At 58.0% G+C, this 19,832-nt stretch carries 15 protein-coding genes; 1 reads left to right on the top strand and 14 read right to left on the bottom strand.

Annotated elements, in window-relative coordinates:
* The 12 genes from ACN0VM_RS17145 to ACN0VM_RS17090 form a co-directional block, all read right to left on the bottom strand.
* A partial coding sequence (locus ACN0VM_RS17145) for a CocE/NonD family hydrolase (RefSeq protein WP_417452117.1) occupies positions 1–1,135 on the bottom strand: 1,135 nt, incomplete at its 3' end.
* 112 nt (positions 1,136–1,247) lie between these two features.
* Complete coding sequence (locus ACN0VM_RS17140) at positions 1,248–3,944, bottom strand: TonB-dependent receptor (RefSeq protein WP_417452116.1); 2,697 nt, start codon at positions 3,942–3,944, stop codon at positions 1,248–1,250.
* 208 nt (positions 3,945–4,152) lie between these two features.
* Positions 4,153–5,043 carry a LysR family transcriptional regulator gene (locus ACN0VM_RS17135; protein WP_417452115.1) on the bottom strand — a complete coding sequence of 297 codons (891 nt, stop codon included), beginning with the start codon at positions 5,041–5,043 and terminating at the stop codon, positions 4,153–4,155.
* A gap of 128 nt (positions 5,044–5,171) precedes the next feature.
* Positions 5,172–6,122: a VWA domain-containing protein gene (locus tag ACN0VM_RS17130; protein WP_417452114.1), complete on the bottom strand. Its 951-nt coding sequence runs from the start codon at positions 6,120–6,122 to the stop codon at positions 5,172–5,174.
* Positions 6,119–7,174 (bottom strand): VWA domain-containing protein, encoded by a 1,056-nt coding sequence (locus ACN0VM_RS17125; protein ID WP_417452113.1) that lies wholly within the window; start codon positions 7,172–7,174, stop codon positions 6,119–6,121. The genes ACN0VM_RS17130 and ACN0VM_RS17125 overlap by 4 nt, the downstream gene beginning before the upstream one ends.
* Positions 7,175–7,192: 18 nt before the next feature.
* Positions 7,193–7,978, bottom strand: coding sequence for a MotA/TolQ/ExbB proton channel family protein (locus tag ACN0VM_RS17120; protein WP_417452112.1), 786 nt, complete (start codon positions 7,976–7,978; stop codon positions 7,193–7,195).
* Positions 7,979–7,987: 9 nt separating this feature from the next.
* Entirely contained in the window at positions 7,988–8,146 is a 159-nt protein-coding gene (locus ACN0VM_RS17115) for a hypothetical protein (protein WP_417452111.1), read from the bottom strand.
* Positions 8,146–10,203, bottom strand: coding sequence for an SUMF1/EgtB/PvdO family nonheme iron enzyme (locus tag ACN0VM_RS17110; protein ID WP_417452110.1), 2,058 nt, complete (start codon positions 10,201–10,203; stop codon positions 8,146–8,148). The genes ACN0VM_RS17115 and ACN0VM_RS17110 overlap by 1 nt, the downstream gene beginning before the upstream one ends.
* The gene (locus ACN0VM_RS17105) at positions 10,190–11,713 is read right to left on the bottom strand and encodes a hypothetical protein (RefSeq protein WP_417452109.1); all 1,524 of its coding nucleotides are present in this window, start codon (positions 11,711–11,713) and stop codon (positions 10,190–10,192) included. Before ACN0VM_RS17105 ends, ACN0VM_RS17110 begins: the two co-directional genes overlap by 14 nt.
* Positions 11,714–11,731: 18 nt before the next feature.
* On the bottom strand, positions 11,732–12,865 hold the full coding sequence (locus ACN0VM_RS17100) for a hypothetical protein (protein WP_417452108.1): 1,134 nt from the start codon (positions 12,863–12,865) through the stop codon (positions 11,732–11,734).
* A 107-nt stretch (positions 12,866–12,972) separates the two neighbouring features.
* Entirely contained in the window at positions 12,973–13,554 is a 582-nt protein-coding gene (locus ACN0VM_RS17095; RefSeq protein WP_417452107.1) for a hypothetical protein, read from the bottom strand.
* 206 nt (positions 13,555–13,760) lie between these two features.
* Entirely contained in the window at positions 13,761–15,449 is a 1,689-nt protein-coding gene (locus ACN0VM_RS17090; RefSeq protein ID WP_417452118.1) for an N-acyl-D-amino-acid deacylase family protein, read from the bottom strand.
* Positions 15,450–15,763: 314 nt separating this feature from the next.
* On the opposite strand from ACN0VM_RS17090, the gene ACN0VM_RS17085 reads away from it, so the two are divergent.
* Positions 15,764–16,537, top strand: a complete 774-nt coding sequence (locus ACN0VM_RS17085) for a hypothetical protein (protein WP_417452106.1) — start codon at positions 15,764–15,766, stop codon at positions 16,535–16,537.
* A gap of 53 nt (positions 16,538–16,590) precedes the next feature.
* Here ACN0VM_RS17085 and ACN0VM_RS17080 read toward each other — a convergent pair whose 3' ends face one another.
* Complete coding sequence (locus ACN0VM_RS17080; protein WP_417452105.1) at positions 16,591–18,498, bottom strand: serine hydrolase domain-containing protein; 1,908 nt, start codon at positions 18,496–18,498, stop codon at positions 16,591–16,593.
* Positions 18,499–18,500: 2 nt separating this feature from the next.
* Positions 18,501–19,832, bottom strand: a 1,332-nt coding sequence (locus tag ACN0VM_RS17075) for an alpha/beta hydrolase family protein (RefSeq protein ID WP_417452104.1), incomplete at its 5' end; no start/stop codon positions are given.

Here is a 19,832-nt window from a genome sequence, read left to right as displayed (position 1 = left end):
CACCATGCACAAGGCGGCCGGCATCATCTGCGTCGCCGTCGGCCCCGCCCATCACAAACAACGTGACCGGCTTATCCTCATCAAACACGTCTTGCGCTTTGCCCTTAAGGTAGCGGTCAAACCACGCCAGCCGGTAGCTCAGATAGTCCATACCAAAATGGTTCTCAAACACCGCGTCTGGGCCAAAGTCCACCTCACCCGAGAAAGAGAAGGAACGCTGACCGTGGGTCCATGGCCCCATGGTCAGGAAGGTCGGGCTTTTGTGGTGCTTGGTTAGCCCCTGATAATTGGTCACCGACGTGGCGACATAAGGGTCATACCAACTGTTGAGGATCATCACCGGAATATCCGGCATGTCACCATAATGTTCCTGCGCGGATAAGCCGAGCCGTTGCCAATATGGCCCGTACGCACCGTTCTGCCACTGTTCAAACAGATAGGCCTCATATTCCGGTGCAGCACTTAGGGGCGAATGTCCGGGCGTCCAAGGCATATCGCGGAACCAGTCAGCGAGGTTCACGCTTTCAAGCGCTTCACGGCGCGCCGGGTCTGCCTTTGTTTTGGGGCTCAGAAGCGCGTGTTTATAAGCCCATGTCACCTGCTTCAGCTCGAAAGCGCCACCACGCCGGATGCCGCCGTGATAGGCGCTGGCAAAGCCGCCAGAATCCAGGAACATACACGCAAGGCCGGGCGGGTTGAGGCAGGCGGCGGAAATTTGTGTATGCGCGCCATAAGACACACCGAATGTGCCGACCCTGCCGTTACACCAGCCCTGGGCTGTGATCCAGGCCATGGTGTCAAAGCCGTCTTCGGCTTCATTGAGGTATTTGGAAAATGTGCCTTCCGAGCCATAACGCCCCCGGCAATCCTGCATCACTACCACATAGCCGCGCCGGGCGAACCAGCGGGCGATGTCAGCACGCGACAGGCCGTCCGGGAACTCCTGCGACTTTTCAGACCGGTTCAGCCCCTGTTTGTTATAAGGCGTGCGTTCCAGCAGCACCGGCCAGCAACCGCCGTCTGTCGATTGCGAAAAAGCGCGCGGCAGATACACATCGGTGGCCAGCCGCACCCCGTCGCGCATGGCCACCATCACATCCTGCATCACCGTCAACTCCTGAACACTTTCTGGCACTTGGTGGCTTCCATTCCTGATTGATCTGACCATGGGGCCGGGGCGCAACAGCCCCGGGGGAAGGCTGCCCGCCCCGCATGATGGTCGCAGGGCGGGCAGTCGGGAAGATACCCTAGCCGCCGAAGCGGGCAGTGAAACGCAGATATGCGAACGTGCCGCGGGCGTTATAGGTGTTGATATCGAAGTTCACGTTTGTGTTCACAAACGACACAGGCGGCTGTTTATCGAAGATATTTTCCACACCCAGCGTTACCGACATATCCTGATTTTCAAGATCGTAGGTGGCGGAGATATCATGATACCAGACAGCCGGGATATCGCCTGCAAGCGGGTCATCCGGGTCTTCGTCGGTGCTGCCGATCAACCGTGCGGAATAGGTCGCCGACCACTGGCCCTTATGCCACTGGACCGAGCCCTTGCCGCGCCATTTGGGAATGCTTTCCCGCAATACGTTTGAGGTGCCCTCGCGCTCCTGCACCGTGATGGAACCATCGTCGTTCACCAGCTCATCGGTATAGTTGGCAAGGTAGGATGCGTCCGCCAGGAAGGTGAAATCACCCATATCTATGCCGTCAAGCTGGTACCGCGCGGTCATGTCCCAGCCTTCAACCGTGGTGGTGTTAAGGTTCACCGGGCCATCAAGCAGGTTGATAATCTCGCCCGTCGCGCTGTCCCGCGTGATCAGGCTGCATTTTTCCCCGGTGTTGGCACACAGGTTCAGGATACGCTGCGACCCAAGGCTGGTGATGGTGTCAGACACCTTGATGCGGTACCAGTCCACCGACAGCGACAAGCCGGGCACGGCCTTTGGTGTCAGCACCGCGCCGACACTGTAGTTGCGCGATGTCTCTGGCTGCAGGTCCGGGTTGCCGCTGACAGTTGCCGTTACGGCGTTGCCCACCTGCTCATAGCTCGCGGGCACACCGGCGCAGCCAACAAGGCCGGCACCGCCACCGCTGCAGGGGTCGTTTGCCACAAGGTTGGTGGCACGCATCGCCGGGGTTGCCTCAAGGATAGACGGCGCGCGGAAGCCTTCCGCAAAGGTTGCACGGATCAACAGGTCTTCAACCGGCCGCCAGCCAATGCCGAACTTGGTGTTGGTGGTGTCACCGAATGTGCTGTAGTGCGAATAGCGCACGGCGGCGTCCACATTCAAGTCATGCACCAGTGGCAGGTCCTTCAACAGCGGCACGTTCAGCTCTGTATAAAATTCATACAGATCATACGACCCGCTGGACGCCTCACGCGGCGCGGAAGACGTGGTGCGGTAACTGTTCACAATGGGGCTGGCGCCAACATAGGAATCCGGGTTATCGAACGCGCTTTCGCGGCGGTATTCAAAGCCCGCGGCAAAGCCGACAACACCGGCAGGCATGTCAAACAGGTCGCCGGTGATGTTGGCGGTCACGTCATGCTGGCGCGTGCCGTGCTCATCATGTGAATTATAGCGCAGATACTCGACCATCTCGGCCGTCAGCGGGCCAAAATAGTTGATCGGCACACAGCCTGACACCGCGGCGCATCTCTCGTTGGAGCCAAGGCCCAGCGCCAGATGCTCAAGGTTGGCCTGATTATAGGAATCGAAGGTGGAGTCGTTCTTGCCGTAGGAATAGAACACATCCCACGACCAGCCGTTTGAAAACTCGCCGTCCAGCCCGGCAGCAAAACGCCATGTCTCGACATTCTGTTCGTTCACACGCTGGCCCAGCTCATTCAACTGGCGGTCAAGCCGCATGTTGGAAGGGAAGTCCTGACCAAACGGGTTATAGGGGTGGTCTGCCAGCAATTCATAGCCATAGGAGCCGCGCACGCTGGTGGTGATGGGCGAAAACAACTGGTCGGACCGGCGGTTGTTATACAGGATCTCGGCCGTGGCGTGGATATTGTCCGACACCTGATACTCAGCTTGCCCCCATATGGAATAGCGCCGCAACGGCCCGGTGACATAGGTGTGATCATAGATATTGGTGCGGTCGGCGGGGTCTTCATAGGCGCGGAAATCGTCGGGCGAGGTGCCGTTCGTGCCCTCAATTCGGGTCAGCGTGCCGCCAAGCGGCGTGCCGGTGAAACGGCCGTTCGGGTTGGTGGTGGACCAACTGTTCAGCGGCACGCGCGTCAACTCGCGGTCTTCGGTATAAATTTCTTTCTGGTCGGTATACATGGCCGACACAAGCACCGAACCACGGTCAAACGACTGTCCCCATGAGGCGTCAAAGCTCAGGCTTTCGCCGTCACCGCGCGTGGTGGTGCCGCCATAGGCGTTGACTTCAAAACCTTCAAGCTTTTTGGTGTGGATATTGATCACACCGGCGATGGCGTCGGCACCGTAAATGGCGGTCGCGCCGTCCTTGAGCACCTCAACCCGGCCCACAATGGCCTGCGGAATGGTGTTCATGTCGACAAAGTCGCGGAAGCCGCGCGTGCCGGACCCCGCCACCCAGCGGTGACCGTTCACCAGCACCAGCGCGCGGTTGGCGCCCAGGTTGCGCAGGTTGATGCTGCTGGTGCCGTGGCTGACGCCGCCTGAACCGTTTGAGTTCAGGCTGAAACCAACCCCCGGCAGTTCCTGCAGCATTTCACCCAGCGACACGAGGCCAGTGGCCGCCAGGTCATCACCCGACAGGGTAAACACCGGGCTGTTCGATACCTCGTCCTTGCGTTTGATGCGCGAGCCAACAACCGACACTTCCTCGAACACGACAACATCGGCGTCTGGCGTGTCAGCCGATTGCGCCGCAACCGGCACCGCCATCATGCTTGAGCCCAAAATAGTGCCAAGCATCAGCAAGCTTTGACGTGACCGTTTCATTCCACAGTTTTCCATCACAAATGGTCCTCCCTCGACCGGTGCGCATTGGGTGGGCACCCATGCATTTCTCTTGGTTTCGGAAAAGCTAGAGGAGGCAGCCACAATCATTCAATATTATGAAAATATAGCGCAACCCCATTCCTGAAAGTCATGCACCGCGCGATGCCGAGCCTTGGGAAAACGCCAAACTTCAAGGGTTTTCGACGATTTATCGCTGCCGGAAATACGCCTTGCAGTGTGCGAGAAAGGCAGCGGCGGCCCGCGACATCGGGATCTGTGATGACGTGACAAAAGCGTAGCGGTGCTCAATGTTGGGTCGGAACGGCACAATGCTGACGCCAAGCCCCTTATAGGTACGGCCCATAAGTTCATTGACAAATGCCACGCCCACGCCTTCAGCCGCCAACGCACATGATGCGCCAATGGCATGGGTTTCCGCCTTCACATTCATCCACACCTGGGCCTCGCGGAAGGCATCCTGAAGCTGGCGCTGGAACGCTTTGCCCTTGCCAAGAAGAACAAGCGGCTGGTCTTTCAAATCCTTCGGCGTCAGCACCTTACGGCCTTCAAGCGGGTGACCCTTTTGCAGCACACAGACGGTACCCGCGCTCACGATATGCTCAACGGTCAGGTTGGGGTGCGACATGGGCAGCTTGAGGAAACCACAATCCACCGCGCGGCACACCGCCTGTTCGACAATGGTTTCATGGTTGCGGGAATCGATGGTGAACTTGATATCCGGGTAAGCTTTCAGGAAGCTGGCAATCGCGCCCGCCAACACACCTTCCACAAAGCTCGGCGGGCCAACAACGCGCAACTGGCCTTTGGCGAGATTGCGCAGGTCATCGGCCAGCAGGGCAATGCGGTCAAAGCTTGAAAGCGCAAGGTCCACTTCGCCGCACAGTTCCACCGCCTCCGGCAGCGGCGTCAGCCGCCCCTTGTCGCGGTAGAACAGTTCAAGCCCCAGTTCATGCTCAAGCTGCGCCAGTTGACGGCTGACGGCCGACTGGGTCAGCCCCAGGTTATGCGCCGCATCGGTGACAGACCCCGTGCGCATAATCTCGCGGAAGCTTTCAAGATGTTTGGATTTGGGCCGCATGTTCGTCCTTCCCGTGCCGGAATCGGCACGATGATAGGACGGGTTTCTCACTCATGCAAAATCATTCCGCTTTTACCGCTACCCATTCCCAATATTCATGACATGCGAGGTGGCAAAAAGGCCGTGGCCTACTCAAGCGCCAGAAAGGTGCCGTTATTTTCAAGCGTCACCTGCCGCATCAGCTTGGCAAAATTGCCGCTGGAAGGGCCAACTTTGGTGTTAAAGCCGATGGCATGAATGCGTACCTTCCTCTCACCGCCTGCGCCTTTGCGGTTGGCTTTGCGGATGCTCTCAAGCACCGGTTCGGTGAAACTGCCCCCAAATTCGTCCCCCAACACATAGATGCTGATATTGCGGGACGGATCATAAAAATCACTGATCGCCTGCTGGATGCCTTCCACCGGGCTGCTGTTGGAATTCGCCGCCCAACCCACCATGCGGCGCTGGATCAACTGCCTGTTGGTTTTGCTGTCAGGTATCCATGTTCTCGCTCGCTCGCTGAACATATATTTGCCGTTGTCATTCATGATCTGGATGCCGCGCACCTTGGGGTGGATGTTCAGAATGCTCTCAACCTCAGCCCGGACCCGGCCCCAGATGTTTTGCATTGAGCCCGATGTATCGATAACAAAGATGATATAGTCGCTATCCACCGGGATGCCGCCCACCTCTTCCCTGCTTGCGGGCGTAATGCGCATAAGCCGCGCATCCAGTGACATCTTCGCGCTTTCAACCTGATTGGACGCAACGCTAAGCACGTCCAGCGTATCCCTTGCCGTTTGCAGGGACTTCATCACAGCGTCAAGTTCGGCCTGCTTGCGCGCCAGCATCTGCATGCCTGCCCCCAGATCTTCCTCAAGCTGCTGGCGCTGCTGCTCCTTCGCCTCACGCTCCCGGTTCAAACTGAAGAAAGCCTGTCTGAGCTCGCTGATAACGTCGCCGCTTTGCTCCGGCTCCGGCTCACCGCCGACGCGGCTGATGATCAGCAGCAGCAACACAGCACCAAAGCCGCAGCAGATGACATCAAGGAACGAAAAGCCAAAAACCTCCACCGTTGTCCTTTTGTGGCGTCTGCTCATGGCCATTTCTCCGACGGGCTGAGCATGCGGCCGCCAGTATCTGCCGCCAACTGCCAATAAAGATATGCCGCATCCGGATCGCCTTCGATCGGCAGCAGAATGACATTAAAGCGCGCGCGCAACCTTTGCCTGGCGCGCCGGGCTTCGTTAAACAGTTCCACACGCTTGCTGCCGGATACGGTCGTGCCCCTGGGCTTACTGCGCCCCATGGTGGGCAAGCCGTCCGTCACCAGATAGACCGCATCCGCCTTGGGTGTCAGGCGGTTCAGGCTATCGAAGGCATGGTAAAGGTTGGTGCCGCCACTGGGCGTCATGCTTGTGGTTTTCTGCAAGGCATCCGTCACGGCTTTGAGGTCGGTGGCACTTAACCAGCGGTCTTCGGGGATCACCTCTGCGGTTTCAGAGAAAGAGACAAAGCGCACCTGACTGCCCTTCGGCAGCTTGTTCACCAGCCACTGCGCGATGCGCTGGGTGCGCACCCATTTTGGCGCTTTGCTAGCGGTTTCCCCGCCCATGGCGCGCCGTCGTACGATATTGAGGATTTTTTCGTCCAGCATGCTGGCGGAATGGTCCACCATGATCACGATACGCCTGCCCTTCACCGCAAGGCCGGTCAGGAACTGCTGAGACGATTGCCCTGCGATCGCGACCCGGCTGTCCTTTTCTTGCTGCGCCACCTCAACCTCGGCTGCTGACAACGCTTTTCTGGCTTCTTCGATCTTGCCGGACAGGCTGACCGTCGCAAGCTTGACCGCATCCGCTTCTGCGCCCGCATCTGAAATCGCGCCCGCCACGCTTGCCAGCTTGGCGTCGTTTTCGCCGCTCTGGTCTTCAAGGGCCTCAATATCGGCTTCAATGCTGGCGATCTCGATCTGCCGGTCCGCCATGTCTTTCATCAGGCGGGCGACTTCTGCATCCGTCGACGGGTTTTGCGCCAAGCCGTGCTTGATGATCAGGAACAGCAAAACAGCCGCGCCGAAGCCGCAGGACATCACATCCAGAAACGCCAGGTTGAAGGCCACATTGCGCCGATTTCGCCGTTTTGATGCCACGCTTTTTGGTTCCCGGCGCTAGGTCTGCAAGCCCAGATGGGAAAGCAGATGGCGCTGGCAATATTCATTGCATTTCTGGATCAGGCCATCCTGATACATCTGCAACCCGTGCATGGCCAGCATCAGAATAACCGACAGGAACAAGGCCACCAGTGTCGAATTGAAGGCAACACCAAGCGATTCGGTCACCCCGGTGATATTGCCGTTCAGGGCTTCCCCCGCCTGCGACATCGCTGCACCAATACCCCTGACTGTGCCAATAAAACCAACGGACGGAATAGCCCACGCAGCGTACCGGACAAGGGACAGCTCAGCTTCCATATGATCGGCCTTCAGGTCGCTGACCTGATGCGCGACGCTTGTTGCACTGCCGATATCCCTTGTGCCGTTAAAATGGCTGAGGCTGGTAATCAGCATTTGAGGCAGGATCGCGTCTCGCTCCGCCGGGTCTTCCAGCGACTTCAGGAAGCGGTAATAGGTTGCGGCCTTCTCTGGTGTGATGATTTCATTTTCTTCACGCGGGATATATTCAATGCCTAACAGTTTTGATTGGGCACGCGTCCGCAGCGCCTTGCTGCCCATGCCCGCCATCGCCCATATAAAAAGAACAATGCAGACCTGCTGTTCGGTATCCTTCAGGAGAACCGACCATGTTCTCGGTGCGGGTTGTCCTGTTTCCGCAGCCTGCTGCAGGTCAAGCGCCGCCTGGGGTTCAATCATCAATGTGTAGACGGAGTTCACGATAAGCGCCGAGAAAATCAGCGCCATCACCCAAATGGCTTTATTCATCAAAGACTTGTTCATGACAAACTCCTAAATATCCACAGGGAATGGCACGGAATGATCCGCCTCCACTTCCTGTGAAACCCTGACGTCCTTGATGTCCTGCGCGGTCATGGCCTTCAGGCCACTGCCCGCAGCCAGCGCACCCATAAGCAACAGCAAAAGTCGTCCTGTCCGTGTTCTTAACATCAGTGCACCCACCTTCCTGTTCTGAAACCAATATGGTCTGCCGCGCCTTCGCTGAAGGTCCGGTATGAGAACCTCAGTTCCGTCTCATTGCCTGACCGCCAGCTTGACCCCTTGACCACGTGGTCAATACCGTCACCCGGCCCAACCGGGTCTGTGATGCGCGCGCCTGACATGGGCGGTATAATGCCGTAATAGTCATGCACCCATTCCGATACATTCCCGCCAAGGTCATAAAGCCCCAACGCATTGGGTTTGAACGACTTCACCGGCGCCACACCGCTGAAACCGTCTGCGTAGTCCGGAATGCGGTTCGGCAGTGAAGACGGCGCGTCCTTGTCAGCGAAATTGCCCGCACCCGGCGGGATAACAGAACGACCGCCCCACGGGTATTTAAGCTGCGGCATGTCTGGCCGGCCCGCCACCCGCGCTGCCCATTCCCATTCAGCTTCCGTCGGCAGGCGGTATCCGATTGACGCATTATCCAATACAATACGCCCGCGCCGTACCCGATAGGCCTGTGGCAGGCCCTCGCGCGCGCTCAACCAGTTGCAATAAGCGGCAGCAATATCCCAGCCAATACCTGTCACCGGCAGGTTCGCATTGCCCGCGCCCTTCCCTGCCATAGCGGGGTTTTCCTTGAGGAAGTCGGCAAACTGCCGGTTACTGACCTCACTTTCGCTGATATAAAACCAGCGCTGCATCTGAACGGTTTTCTGTACTTCATTGGCCATCTGGCCGGGTTCACCCCGCGGAGCCCCCATGGTGAAGGCGCCCGGTTTGGCGAGGATCATGGTCATGCCTGCGCTGTTGACATATGCCGGTTTTGCTTCGGCATGGCGGGCTTCTTTTTCGGTCAACAGCTTGGCTGCAATCTCGCGCTTGTCATCCTTCTTGACCGGCACAACCTGCTGAATGGTGCGGTATCCCTTGAGCCGAAATTCAACCTTGTGATCCCCCGCAGGCAACCGTGCCTTGACGGGGGTCTCGCCCTGACGTTTGCCATCAATATAAAGCGTGGATTTTGGCGTGCTGGTAAAAGTGACAGCGCCAAACTGCTGCACCAGCTTGGCAGTAACCGCAACCTTGCCGCCGGATTTCACCTTCCGGCTGCCAGCCCAACCGTCATAGCCGTCTTTTTCCACCCGGATAGCATAGTCTTTGCCTGCCACCACCGGCCGTGTGAGCGGGCTGATACCCGCATAGGCCCCGCCGATCAGCACACGGGCACCCGGCGGGGTGCTGGTAACAGTCAAACTACCGCCAGCAGGCGACAATGACACCGTATCCGCCACAAGTTCCGGCCCCAGTTCAAACTCCAGCAATTGTTTCTCGTCACCATAACCGGGTAGCCGGTACGACAGCACATAGAGGTCGGGGATCAGGTCAATTTCAAAAGGTGTTGTGCCCAGCACCTCATCACCGCGCGAAACCGTGGCGCCCGCAGGCTCAGACGTCAGCGTCACGGTGCGCCAGTTCGGCTCAAGCGCAACATCAATGGTCTGCGCCTGTCCAAAGCCCGCAACCTCAAGCGTGCCGGTGGCAGGCAGGTACCGCGGATGCTCAATCCGGTAGGCATAGCTGCCCCGGTCGAATTCAATAACGTCCTGCCCGGTTTGTTGCACAATATCCTGCACAAAGCCGTCACCGATATAAAGCTGCGCCGTCTCTGGCCCGGCCACTTTAAAACGCACTTGCCCCGGCAACTCATCCAGTGTGACGCGCAGGGTAGGCGGTACGTTCTCATCAAGCTGAAGGCTGATCGTCTGCTCCCGATAGCCCGGCGCGGATATTTCTATCTCATGCTGCCCACCGAAGCCGTATAGCTTATTGCCCTGCAACACAGACAGCCCACCGGCGTGCACAAGGTGACTGCCTGCGGGTTCTGCGTTCAGCGTCACCGTTCGCGTGAAATAAATCAGGCCCGCACCCATAAGGATCAACGCAACCAGCGCGCCCAGCACGATGAGCTTCAGCGGCCCGCCGCCGCTTTTCACAGGTGCAAGACGACGGGGCACAAAGGCGCCGCCCGCGTCGGGTTTATCGTCAGAGTTTTTCATCGGCACCTATGGTCACTGTTACCGGCTGGCCATCCAGCGGCACTTGAAAACTTATGCGTTTGTCTCGGTATCCCTTGCGCCGCGCCAGCAGGGTATAGTTGCCGGGCTTCAGTTCCAGCGTTTTGCGCTTGAACGGGCTGTAGCTTTGGCCCCGGACAACGGAAATACTGCTGCGGCCGTCGGAAGTTACCGTCACCGGCACCAGCGTGTTCGACGCTTTCAGGGCAGCCTGCAAACTGTCGCGAGCCCGTGCGAGACCGGCCGGCGGGCCTGTAGCTTTATCTGTGCCTGTATCTGTACCTGGGCCAGCATCAAGCTCTGCGATAATGGAGGCCGCGTGGCCTGCTACAGCCTTGTCGCTCAGGCGCTCCGGCCGGGCGAGCAGGGCCGCGATCTGTTTTTGTTTTTCGCCGTAAAATGTCGCCTGCTGCAACCCCATTTTGGCAAAGGCCACATCGGGCTGAACCAATAGTGCCTGCTTATATAGCCCGGCGGCATCGGCCCAGGTTTCCGCCACCATGGCCTCCGCACCGCGTTTCCTGAACTCGGCCAATTGATAGTCTTTTTTCTGCTTTACCGCACCCGCCACGGCACTGGCGGCTTCCTCCCTGCCCGGCTCCAGCTTGAGCGCACGGCCAAAAGCCGCCAGCGCGTCATCAAACCGCTCGGCAGCCAAGGCTGTGTGCCCGGCGCGCATGTGCGACGCAAAAGCCTGCTGGCGCGCCATCGCTGTTGCTCTTGCCGCCAGTTGCCGAACGTCGGCGCGCGCCGGGTCAAGCGTTGACGCCTGCCGCAGATAGCCGCTTGCCTCGCCCGGTTCGCCTTCATCCAGCGCAAAAGCCGCCTTTGTCACCAGACGGTCCACCGCTTCCCCGTTTTGCGCAGTGTTGATGGCGGCAGCCACCCCTGCGTGGTCGGGGTCCATCTGGCCAGCGATTTCAAGAATAGCGAGCGCCTCGTCATAACGCTTTTGTGCAATCTCCTCCATGCCGCGTGCTTCATAGTCGGCAAAGGCGGCGGGCAAAGCAGCCTCCAGCGTTTCAACCTGCGCCAAACCGTCTGCGTAAAAATCCCGCGCATCGCGGAAGCGCTGTTCAGCGTAGGCTTCCTCACCGCTGGCGACGAGGCCGCGCAGCGCTTTATGCTCATCTGCTGCCCAGTCGGCAAGGGCGCGCCGTTCCAGCGACAAGAGCCTCGGTGTCAATGCCTCAAGGACGGCAAGCGCCTCGTCACGCCACGCCAGTTGCTCAGGCAGCAGGGTCGCGGCCGCTGGGGTGGCCGAAGGTCTCGTCTGCTCTGTCCGGTGCGGCGCGGGGGCCGGCTCCGGTACCTCACTCGGGCTTGTGGGTTGATAGACCAGACGCCAAATAGCCACCACCGCCAGCAAGGCGATAAACCCCACCACAACGAGCATTTGGCTTTGTGTGACGCCGCCGCCTTGGTCCGCGTCCAGCTTTCTGGTTCCACCCTGCACGGGCAGCACTTCCTTGTCGTCGTCGTGCGCGGTCATCGGCGGGGAACTGCTCCGTCAGGATATGGCGTTTTCACTGTGGTACACACGGGCAAGCAGCTCACGGAACTGTACAAACTGTTCCTCAATGGTGCCGGTCAGTGTCGCTGTTTCCTCCTCAAACTCAACCACCTGTGGTTCGATCGCTGCATCGAAGGATTTGGCATGCTCTGCCATCATTGCCTTATACTGGCTGGCCTGTTTGTTTTTCTTCACACCACTGGCCACACCCACGGCACCAGCACCAATGAGGCCGACAGCCGCCGCGTCGCCGTAGGTGCCTTTGGTCTCAGCCGCGACCACCACACCGGCCGCCGCCGCCAGGATGCCGCCCAATATACGTCCGGTGGCCTGCTTCTTGGCTTTTTTCATGGCGTGATATTCAATAGAGCTTTCCTGACGCCACTTGAGATAATCCTCCGCCATATTGCCTGAGAAATTCTGATAGGTGGTTTGCATGGCGTCGGTGAACATGTCATCACGCAACCGCACCATGGCAACACGTTGCAGCATCGGATCATTTTCGGCAGGCATGTGTTTAATTTTCCATGACTGCTTTTTCTTTCCCTTGATTTTCAGGGTATCGCCAAAGGCTTCCGGCGCGAGAGAATGGCCATACCGCAACGTGGTCGTATTCTTGATATTCCGGACAGACTTGTCTTTGAGTTTCCGTGCCTTGGCGGAAAGGTCGTTCGCGATAGCCGCCATCACCTTCTGGTAGGGGTCCACGCCTTTTTTCGTGCGGTCGGTGTAAAAACGCGGGTGAACCTCGTGCTTATACTTCTTTTTCAAGAGGTTCTTACCCGTGCTGTCATAGGCGAAAACATTGAGCTTGAGGGACCCTCCGGTGGATTCCACAATGGTTGCGTAAACCACAATATCGCTGATCACCTCATCCCGCGAGGGCAGCACACGCACAGCCCCCCACTGCCCGGTGCCTGTCAAGGTTTCTGCGAGCTGTAACGCCAGATACCGCGCTTCCGAGCGACGAACTTCCGGGTAGATATTCTCTTTTTCCCATTTGTCATAGTCTTCCGGGATACCCGGATCAAACACAGGAACAGCGACATCCAGCTTGTTGCTGGCCAGGCTCTCTGTGGCGCCCAAAATAACTAACGAAAATATCAGGACGCAAATTTTTTGCATCGACATATGGTTCCCCCTTCACACTCTTGTTCAGTTAACCCCCTGAAATCGAATAAATATCGCGCGTGCGACAATCGATCGGGTCCAGGCAAGGCCCCGGTTCGGGCCATATGTTATTCCACCGGTTTCTGCCCGATATATTTTCTGTACGCGTTCCAAAGTTCCTTTTGCACCGTTGGATCTGTCTCCTGTTGGGCGGCCTCACGCAACTGCCGCGCCACAACATCGTCATTGCGGCCATCTGGTATATCTTCGGGAATGGCGCCACTGCTGCCGGGCATAGCGGGCGAAGTTGTTGTTCGGGTAGGCGCCCCGCCGCTTTCAGAAGCTTCCAGGGACTCGCCTGAGCCTCCTGTGGTCGCAGGTTTTTCAGTGCCCTTCAGGCCCCCACCAGCGCCACCTGCGCCGCCACCGCCACCGCCACCGCCACCGCCACCGCCACCGCCGGCCGCTGCTGCACTCTCGGTAACCTTGTCGATGCATTTATCTGTCTGCATCAGGGCTTTGAAAAAATCCGTGTCGTGCCGCGCGGCTTTCTCATCCGCAGTTTCGATTTCGTCGATTTTAGAAATTTCAAGCGAAGTCGAACAGTCCAGCACCAACTTTTCAGTGGCTTGAACCGATAACAATGTCTCGCTATCCGGGCTGTCCTGCGCACCCGCAAGCGACAGCATAATCATTAAGGTGTGGTGCATCTGATGGTCCCCCTGGACGATCAATCCAAGGGTAGAATAGTTACAATTATGCAGCAAGCAGGTCAAACCCTTATTGCCGTACACCGCACACCACCGGCATAAACACCCCTTGGCAAAGGATAAAACCCCGGTCATCCGGCCGGGGCTTTTTTCATCTGACCTGGCATTCCATCGAGTTTCCTCGTCGAATCCCGCAAGGCTGCCCCCTAGTCAGCGCAGGCACCGCCATCCGGCCAGCCGGTCCAGCCTGCGCCGCGCAGCGCCCGCCCCGGAGTTGCGCCAGTATGTTCACCGCCCTTGACCACCTGCACACCGTTGATAAACACGTCGCGCACGCCGGTTGCGTACTGGTGCGGGTTCTCATAGGTCGCGTGGTCGGTGATGGTCGCGGCATCAAACACCACAATGTCGGCATACTGCCCCTCCTTGAGGGTGCCACGATCCCTGATTCCAAGATTTGAAGCTGGGAAAGCCGTCATCCGGTGCACAGCACTTTCAAGCGTTGTCGCGCCTTCCTCGCGTACATATTTGCCGAGCACACGGGCGAAATTACCGTAAGCGCGCGGATGCGTGGAGGATTTGAGGAACACGCCTTCCGTGGCGGGCGCACCCGCGTCCGAGCCAAAGCTCATCCACGGCAGGCCCACGGCACGTTTCACATTGTCTTCATCCATCAGGAAATAGGCAACACCCACACGGCTTCCGTCCTCGATCACGAGGTCCATCGCGGTTTCCTCCGGGCTTGTGCCGCGCTCTGCCGCGACTTCAGCCAGGGTCATGCCGGTGTATTTCTTCAGTTCCGGGTTATTGAAACCCATCAGCAAGGTTTTCTCTGGCCCTCCTGCATCGGCATAAAGGTTTTCCCAACCATCGCCGGGGTGTTTCATCTCCTCAGCCACGCGTTTACGGATTTCCGGGTCCTGCAACCGTTCACGCCATTTGGGGTAACCGCCTGCCTGAACCCATGTGGGCATGGCGGCGTCAAGCCCGGTGGCCCCCGCTGTATAGGTGTACATGTCAGCGGTGATACGCAGGCCCTCCGCGCGGGCAGCTTCCACCCGCTCTATCGCGCCGTCGATCTTCGACCAGTTGTCTTTGCCGCCCTGCTTGAAGTGATAAATCTCTGCCGGGGCACCGCTTTCGCGCGCGATGGTGATCAACTCATCCACTGCTTCAAGAAGCTTCCCGCCTTCCGAGCGCATATGGCTGATATACATGCCGCCACACTTCGCTGCCTCGGTGGTGAGCGCGACCAGTTCATCTGTTTCCGCAAAAGTGCCGGGCGCATAGATGAGGGACGAGCCCACCCCCAGCGCACCTTCTTCCATCGCGCTGCGCACAAGGCCGCGCATGGCGGCAAGCTGGTCCGGCGTGGGATCGATATCATCTTCGCCTAACTCATGCACCCGCACAGTTTCTGCGCCGACGAAGGACGCGATGTTGGGCGAGATGCCGCGCGCTTCCATATAGTCAAAATAGTCGCCCAAGCTGGTCCATTCAATATCAAAGCGCAAGTCGCCCTGCTGGTTAACCGCGGTTTGTTTCATCGCGTCATTGAGCGGCCCCATGGAGGACCCCTCGCCCATCACTTCAAGCGTGACACCCTGCAAGACATCAGACATGCCGCGCCCATCCACGATCAGGGTATGCGGTGCCCATGACAGCATGTTGATAAAACCCGGGGCCACGATCAGGCCACTGGCGTCAATTTCCTCGGTGGCTTGCGCCGGGCTCGCACCTTTGGTGACCGCAACAATCCGGTCACCGTCCACGATCACATCGCCGGTGAAGCGGGCATCACCGCTGCCGTTCACAATCGTTCCTCCGCGGATGATCAGGTCATGGGGGGCAGCGTCTTGTGTCGCCTCGCCACAACTGATGATCGTGGCAGACATCAAGCCAACAAGTGCCGCCCCTTTTAGCCGTTTGAGATATGGTTCCAGCATGGTTTCTCCCCCTTCAGGTGCATGATGATATTGGTCCAGCATAGGCGGTTTTTGCACCAACTGTACAGCGCGGTCTGCACCGATGTAAAACCCGACAAGCATTTGTGACATAAAGCAAAAAAGCATCCCGCATTAGGGAAGTCTTAAGACCACCGCATCAAGGTGAGGGGAAACATTGATCAACCAGCGGTATAGCAGTATGGTGACGATGTTTTTCTGGGTGGGACACGCACTTTCATCGTGCTGGAGGCAAAGACTTTTACATGGCAGCAGTTTCCAAGATGCCCGCGCGAGCACACAGCGGTAACCGAGTGTCTGTGCGGAAGAAACTGGTGGCGGCACTTGTGCTTGGCTGTGCCGCATTTGTGCCCGCAACAGCCGACACACAGCACGTACGCCTTTATACTCACGGTGACACTTTTCCCGCACAGTGGTCCGAAGATACAGGCATTTCCGGTATTGCTATCAACATCGCCAACTGTGCCTTTGGCTCTCTCGGCATCAAAGTAGACTATGAACTTGCGCCCCTTTCCCGTGCACAGGAGTTGATGAAACTGCAGGATAACGCTCTGTGGTTCCCGAGTGTGCTGGCGGGTGAGGAAGAACGCCTGAATCGGTTGGTAGGACCTGTCGGCAATGTCGACCTGATGTGGTATTACCTCAAAAGTGCCCCGCTTAAACCGGAAGATGACGGCTTTCGTGATGGCGCGAAAGTCACCGCCTATACCGGGTCCCGTACAGAGGTGATGCTGAAGGACGAAGGCTACACACTCGTGCCCGGCAGCGCGGACCATATGCGCCTGATCCATATGGTGATCTCTGGCACAGCGGACGCCGTTCTGGCGGTGGATTTCCGCTGGAAGCTGCCAAAGGCGACCAAGGCGCTGGTTGCCCGGCACATGGGGGCCAGCCTCTACAAATCCTTCCCGGTAGCTTATCAGGTCTCCCGGCCCTTCGCTGCGCGCGAGCCGGATTTTATCGGACGTTTCCAGCGTGCAATCAACGCCTGCAAAACCGGGCAACCGAATGCGGAATAATAAAACCCGGCGCCATAGCGCCGGATTTTATTGTGTCTGAACTGCGACCAGTCTTAGCTGAAGTAATTGAAACCAATCAGGTTCCATGTGTGGTAGAAACACACCATCAGCACGGCAAATAACGCTACGATGCTATGCCGGATGCGCGGCCACAGCCCCTCAAACAAACCGTCCCGCCATACAAGGAACGTCGTATAGAGGTGATAGAGCGTTGCCAGAAGCGCGATGATCGGGAAGACAAGCGCGACCTTGAGCGTGCCCGGTATAGCGTAGAACAGCGCCTGCATTCCGCCTGAAATCGTCAGGCCAACAAACACGAAAAACAGGATGTTGGCACCGGCCACCAAAAGCGTGGCACGGTAGGCGTTTTTAGCCTGCCCATTCAAAGCACGGAAACGCGCCCACTGAAGCGCGAGGCGGATGAAAACACCAACAAACACCAGCAATGAAAGCCCCACGACGATGGAGATATAGCCTTTTGTCTCATAAAATTTAGCAGGATAGAATTGCATCACCCCAATGCCGTCAAGCACGTAGCCGGTGATCTCGCCGTCTGCGTTTTCCTGAAAGATGATCTGGTCGTTATCGTCAACCTGGCGAAAAACATTATTGTCCACCTCCACGTAGCGCGTGTCACCGATCATCAGCGTATTATCAGGCATCACAGTCACATTCACACTGCCGAGGCCGCGCAGGATGCTTTCCACCTTGGTATAGCTGGAGCGCGAGGAAACATAGGAACCTGCGTATTTCTGGCCGCGCTCCTTAAAGTCGGCAGGCGGTTCGACATAAGGCAATTCCTGCGGGAAAAACTCGTCATAGAAGTTTTCCACAAACGCCTGATGCACCGGCCCGGCACCGGGGCCGGAAAAGCTTGAGAACAGCATGAAGTCATTCGGGATGGAAAGCCCGAAGTGTGAAATGAAAATGGTGGTGCCCCCGTCATGGCCGAAGTTCTCGAACTCGGGCCCGCCAAAGTCACGCTTGATGAACCCAAGCCCCATACCGCGCGCCCGCGGATCATGGGAGAAGCCTTCATTGAGCATCTGGTTAAGCGTTTCTTCCTTCAGAATACGCACGCCGTCATACTCGCCACCGTTCAGAAGCGCGCGCGCAAATTTCGCCATGTCGGGTGCCGAAACCGCGGACGCACCGGCCGGGCCGAAATTGGTGACAATCTCGTACGGTGTTTCTTTGTACTTACCGGCGCCGTAGGTGTAGGCCTTGGCCATGAAGGGCTCAAGCTCGGCGGGCAGCGGCTCCACAAAAGTGGAATGGGTCATGCCGAGGGGGCCAAAAATATGGTTCTGGACATACGTGTTGAAGTCCTCACCCGACACGTTGGCCACAATCAGGCCTGCAAGCGCGGTCGCCCAGTTGGAGTATGACACACGGGTTCCGGGCGGCACCACACGCGCTGGCTGGTGTTCCTCAAGGGATTTCGCAAGCGGCTCGATGCGATCCGGGTCATTGATGATCAGGTAACCAAGCGCACCGTCTTCAAAACCCGGTGTGTGGGTCATGATATGCCTCAGCGTAACTGGCTTACCGGGAAAGGTATCTTCAACCTTGAACTGGGTGACATATTCGTTCACGTCTGTGTCGATATCCAGCTTTCCCTGTTCGGCGAGCTGCATGACGGACACCCAGGTAAACAGTTTGGAAATGGAGCCCGGGCGGAACATGCTGGTTTCAGCGTCCACCGGGATACGTTTTTCAACGTCGATATAACCGTAACCCTTCTGGAAGATAACCTCCCCGCCCTGCATCACGGCCACAACGCCTGATGGGCTGTGCTCCTTCTGCATCAGCGGTTTGATAACGCCGTCGGCAAAGGCCTCCACCTCGCCCGCGTCCTTTAAATCCGGCGTGCCAGCATGGGCGGCGCCCGTCGCCATCACGGTGGCAAGGCCGAGCGTCATCGCCCACTTGCCCCAGGTACGTTGTCCCCATTTAAACATTTTTATTCTTCCTCCTTCAATTGCTGCCCGGCAGCAAATGCCCCCTCACCCACATTGCGGTGGATGAATTCCAGTATTACGCCATCACCGGCTACCTTTCGGCCAAGAAGCGGTGAGGCCTCGCCCTTCAGGTAGGTGTCAAAGAATGCCAGCACATAGTCGTTCATGATGCGGTTCATGGCGTGCGCATCCACCGACCCGAACATGCCAAGGTATTTCGCCACCGGCATAAGGAACGCGAAATCGCTGTAGTTCATGTGCTTGGCATTGGCGACGGTGAGGCTATACATAGGCCCCGTCGCCTGCCTGTAGACAAACTCATTCACCTTGAACGCTGTCGGCCCGCTGCGCTTTGACGGCTCCAGGAACAGGTTGCTGTCAGAATTCATCAGCATGAACGGGCGACTGATGGAGAAGAGCATACCGCGCTCGCCAAACTGCAGGCCGTCCATGTTGATGCCCGCCTTGCAGCGTGCATCTTCAAGACAAAGCATGCCCGCCGCCGCCCCGCCATAGGACATGCCGAAAACCCCAAGCTGGTTCATATCCATGCTGCCATATAGCGGCTCAAAGGCGTTTATGGTGCTTGCCTGCAACTGGTCGAGCAGATAGTCCGTATCATCAAGCCATAGCTTCATACCGGTCATGAGGCCCGACTGCTCGGTCATGAAGGCCAAAACCTCGCGGGCATAAGCCTCATAGTCGGGCGCATCTACAAGGCGGACAATCATGGCTTCAAGTTCGGCGATTTTTTCTGGCGTCAGGTCATCATATTGGAACCCCTCAGGGTTGAAGGACGCGGTTTTGCCGCCCTTCAGCCGCACCCATGCATTCTGGTGCGGGTGTTCAAGCGAAAAGACCACATACCCGTGGCTTGCCAGATGTTCCATCAGCAGCACATTTTGCGCCCCGATGGAGCCGAAGCCGTGGCTGAACACCAGCACGGGAAAGCCGCCCGCTCGCGCGACGGGCGCACCGTCATAGCTATGGCCCTTGATGTCGCCGAGATAATCAAAAAACTCAAGCGGCAGGCCAAGATTGTCACCCATCAGGTGCCCTGCCTGCTCCACATCGGGGATGAAAGGCAGCGGCTCCGCGTCCGCAGGCACGCTGGCCGGATACCAGACCTGCACCGGCAACTCGCGCGCGCTGTGCGTCACAATATCTGTGCGGCTGTCATCCGTCAGTATGGTGTGTGCATATCCGACACCATGGGGCCCGGAGGGCGCGGGCGGATCAAACACAGGGAAGCCAAGTGGCAGGATGACGGCAAGCGCCGCCAGAAGGGAGCCGAGCACCATATAGGCACCAAACACAGTCTTGCGCCGCCAGTT

Origin of the sequence: Kordiimonas sp. (assembly GCF_048260245.1) — a bacterium.
Lineage (GTDB): Bacteria > Pseudomonadota > Alphaproteobacteria > Sphingomonadales > Kordiimonadaceae > Kordiimonas.
The sequence above is the reverse complement of the archived record's forward strand: the minus strand, read 5'-3'. Positions and strand labels throughout refer to the sequence as shown.

What these genes read in the sequence shown, in the direction of transcription:
- ACN0VM_RS17140 (WP_417452116.1), bottom strand. Translation starts at nt 3,944, where the DNA reads ATGAAACGGTCACGTCAAAGCTTGCTGATGCTTGGCACTATTTTGGGC.
- ACN0VM_RS17135 (WP_417452115.1), bottom strand. Translation starts at nt 5,043, where the DNA reads ATGCGGCCCAAATCCAAACATCTTGAAAGCTTCCGCGAGATTATGCGC.
- ACN0VM_RS17130 (WP_417452114.1), bottom strand. Translation starts at nt 6,122, where the DNA reads ATGAGCAGACGCCACAAAAGGACAACGGTGGAGGTTTTTGGCTTTTCG.
- ACN0VM_RS17120 (WP_417452112.1), bottom strand. Translation starts at nt 7,978, where the DNA reads ATGAACAAGTCTTTGATGAATAAAGCCATTTGGGTGATGGCGCTGATT.
- ACN0VM_RS17115 (WP_417452111.1), bottom strand. Translation starts at nt 8,146, where the DNA reads ATGTTAAGAACACGGACAGGACGACTTTTGCTGTTGCTTATGGGTGCG.
- ACN0VM_RS17110 (WP_417452110.1), bottom strand. Translation starts at nt 10,203, where the DNA reads ATGAAAAACTCTGACGATAAACCCGACGCGGGCGGCGCCTTTGTGCCC.
- ACN0VM_RS17105 (WP_417452109.1), bottom strand. Translation starts at nt 11,713, where the DNA reads ATGACCGCGCACGACGACGACAAGGAAGTGCTGCCCGTGCAGGGTGGA.
- ACN0VM_RS17100 (WP_417452108.1), bottom strand. Translation starts at nt 12,865, where the DNA reads ATGTCGATGCAAAAAATTTGCGTCCTGATATTTTCGTTAGTTATTTTG.
- ACN0VM_RS17095 (WP_417452107.1), bottom strand. Translation starts at nt 13,554, where the DNA reads ATGCACCACACCTTAATGATTATGCTGTCGCTTGCGGGTGCGCAGGAC.
- ACN0VM_RS17090 (WP_417452118.1), bottom strand. Translation starts at nt 15,449, where the DNA reads ATGTCTGCCACGATCATCAGTTGTGGCGAGGCGACACAAGACGCTGCC.
- ACN0VM_RS17085 (WP_417452106.1), top strand. Translation starts at nt 15,764, where the DNA reads ATGGCAGCAGTTTCCAAGATGCCCGCGCGAGCACACAGCGGTAACCGA.
- ACN0VM_RS17080 (WP_417452105.1), bottom strand. Translation starts at nt 18,498, where the DNA reads ATGTTTAAATGGGGACAACGTACCTGGGGCAAGTGGGCGATGACGCTC.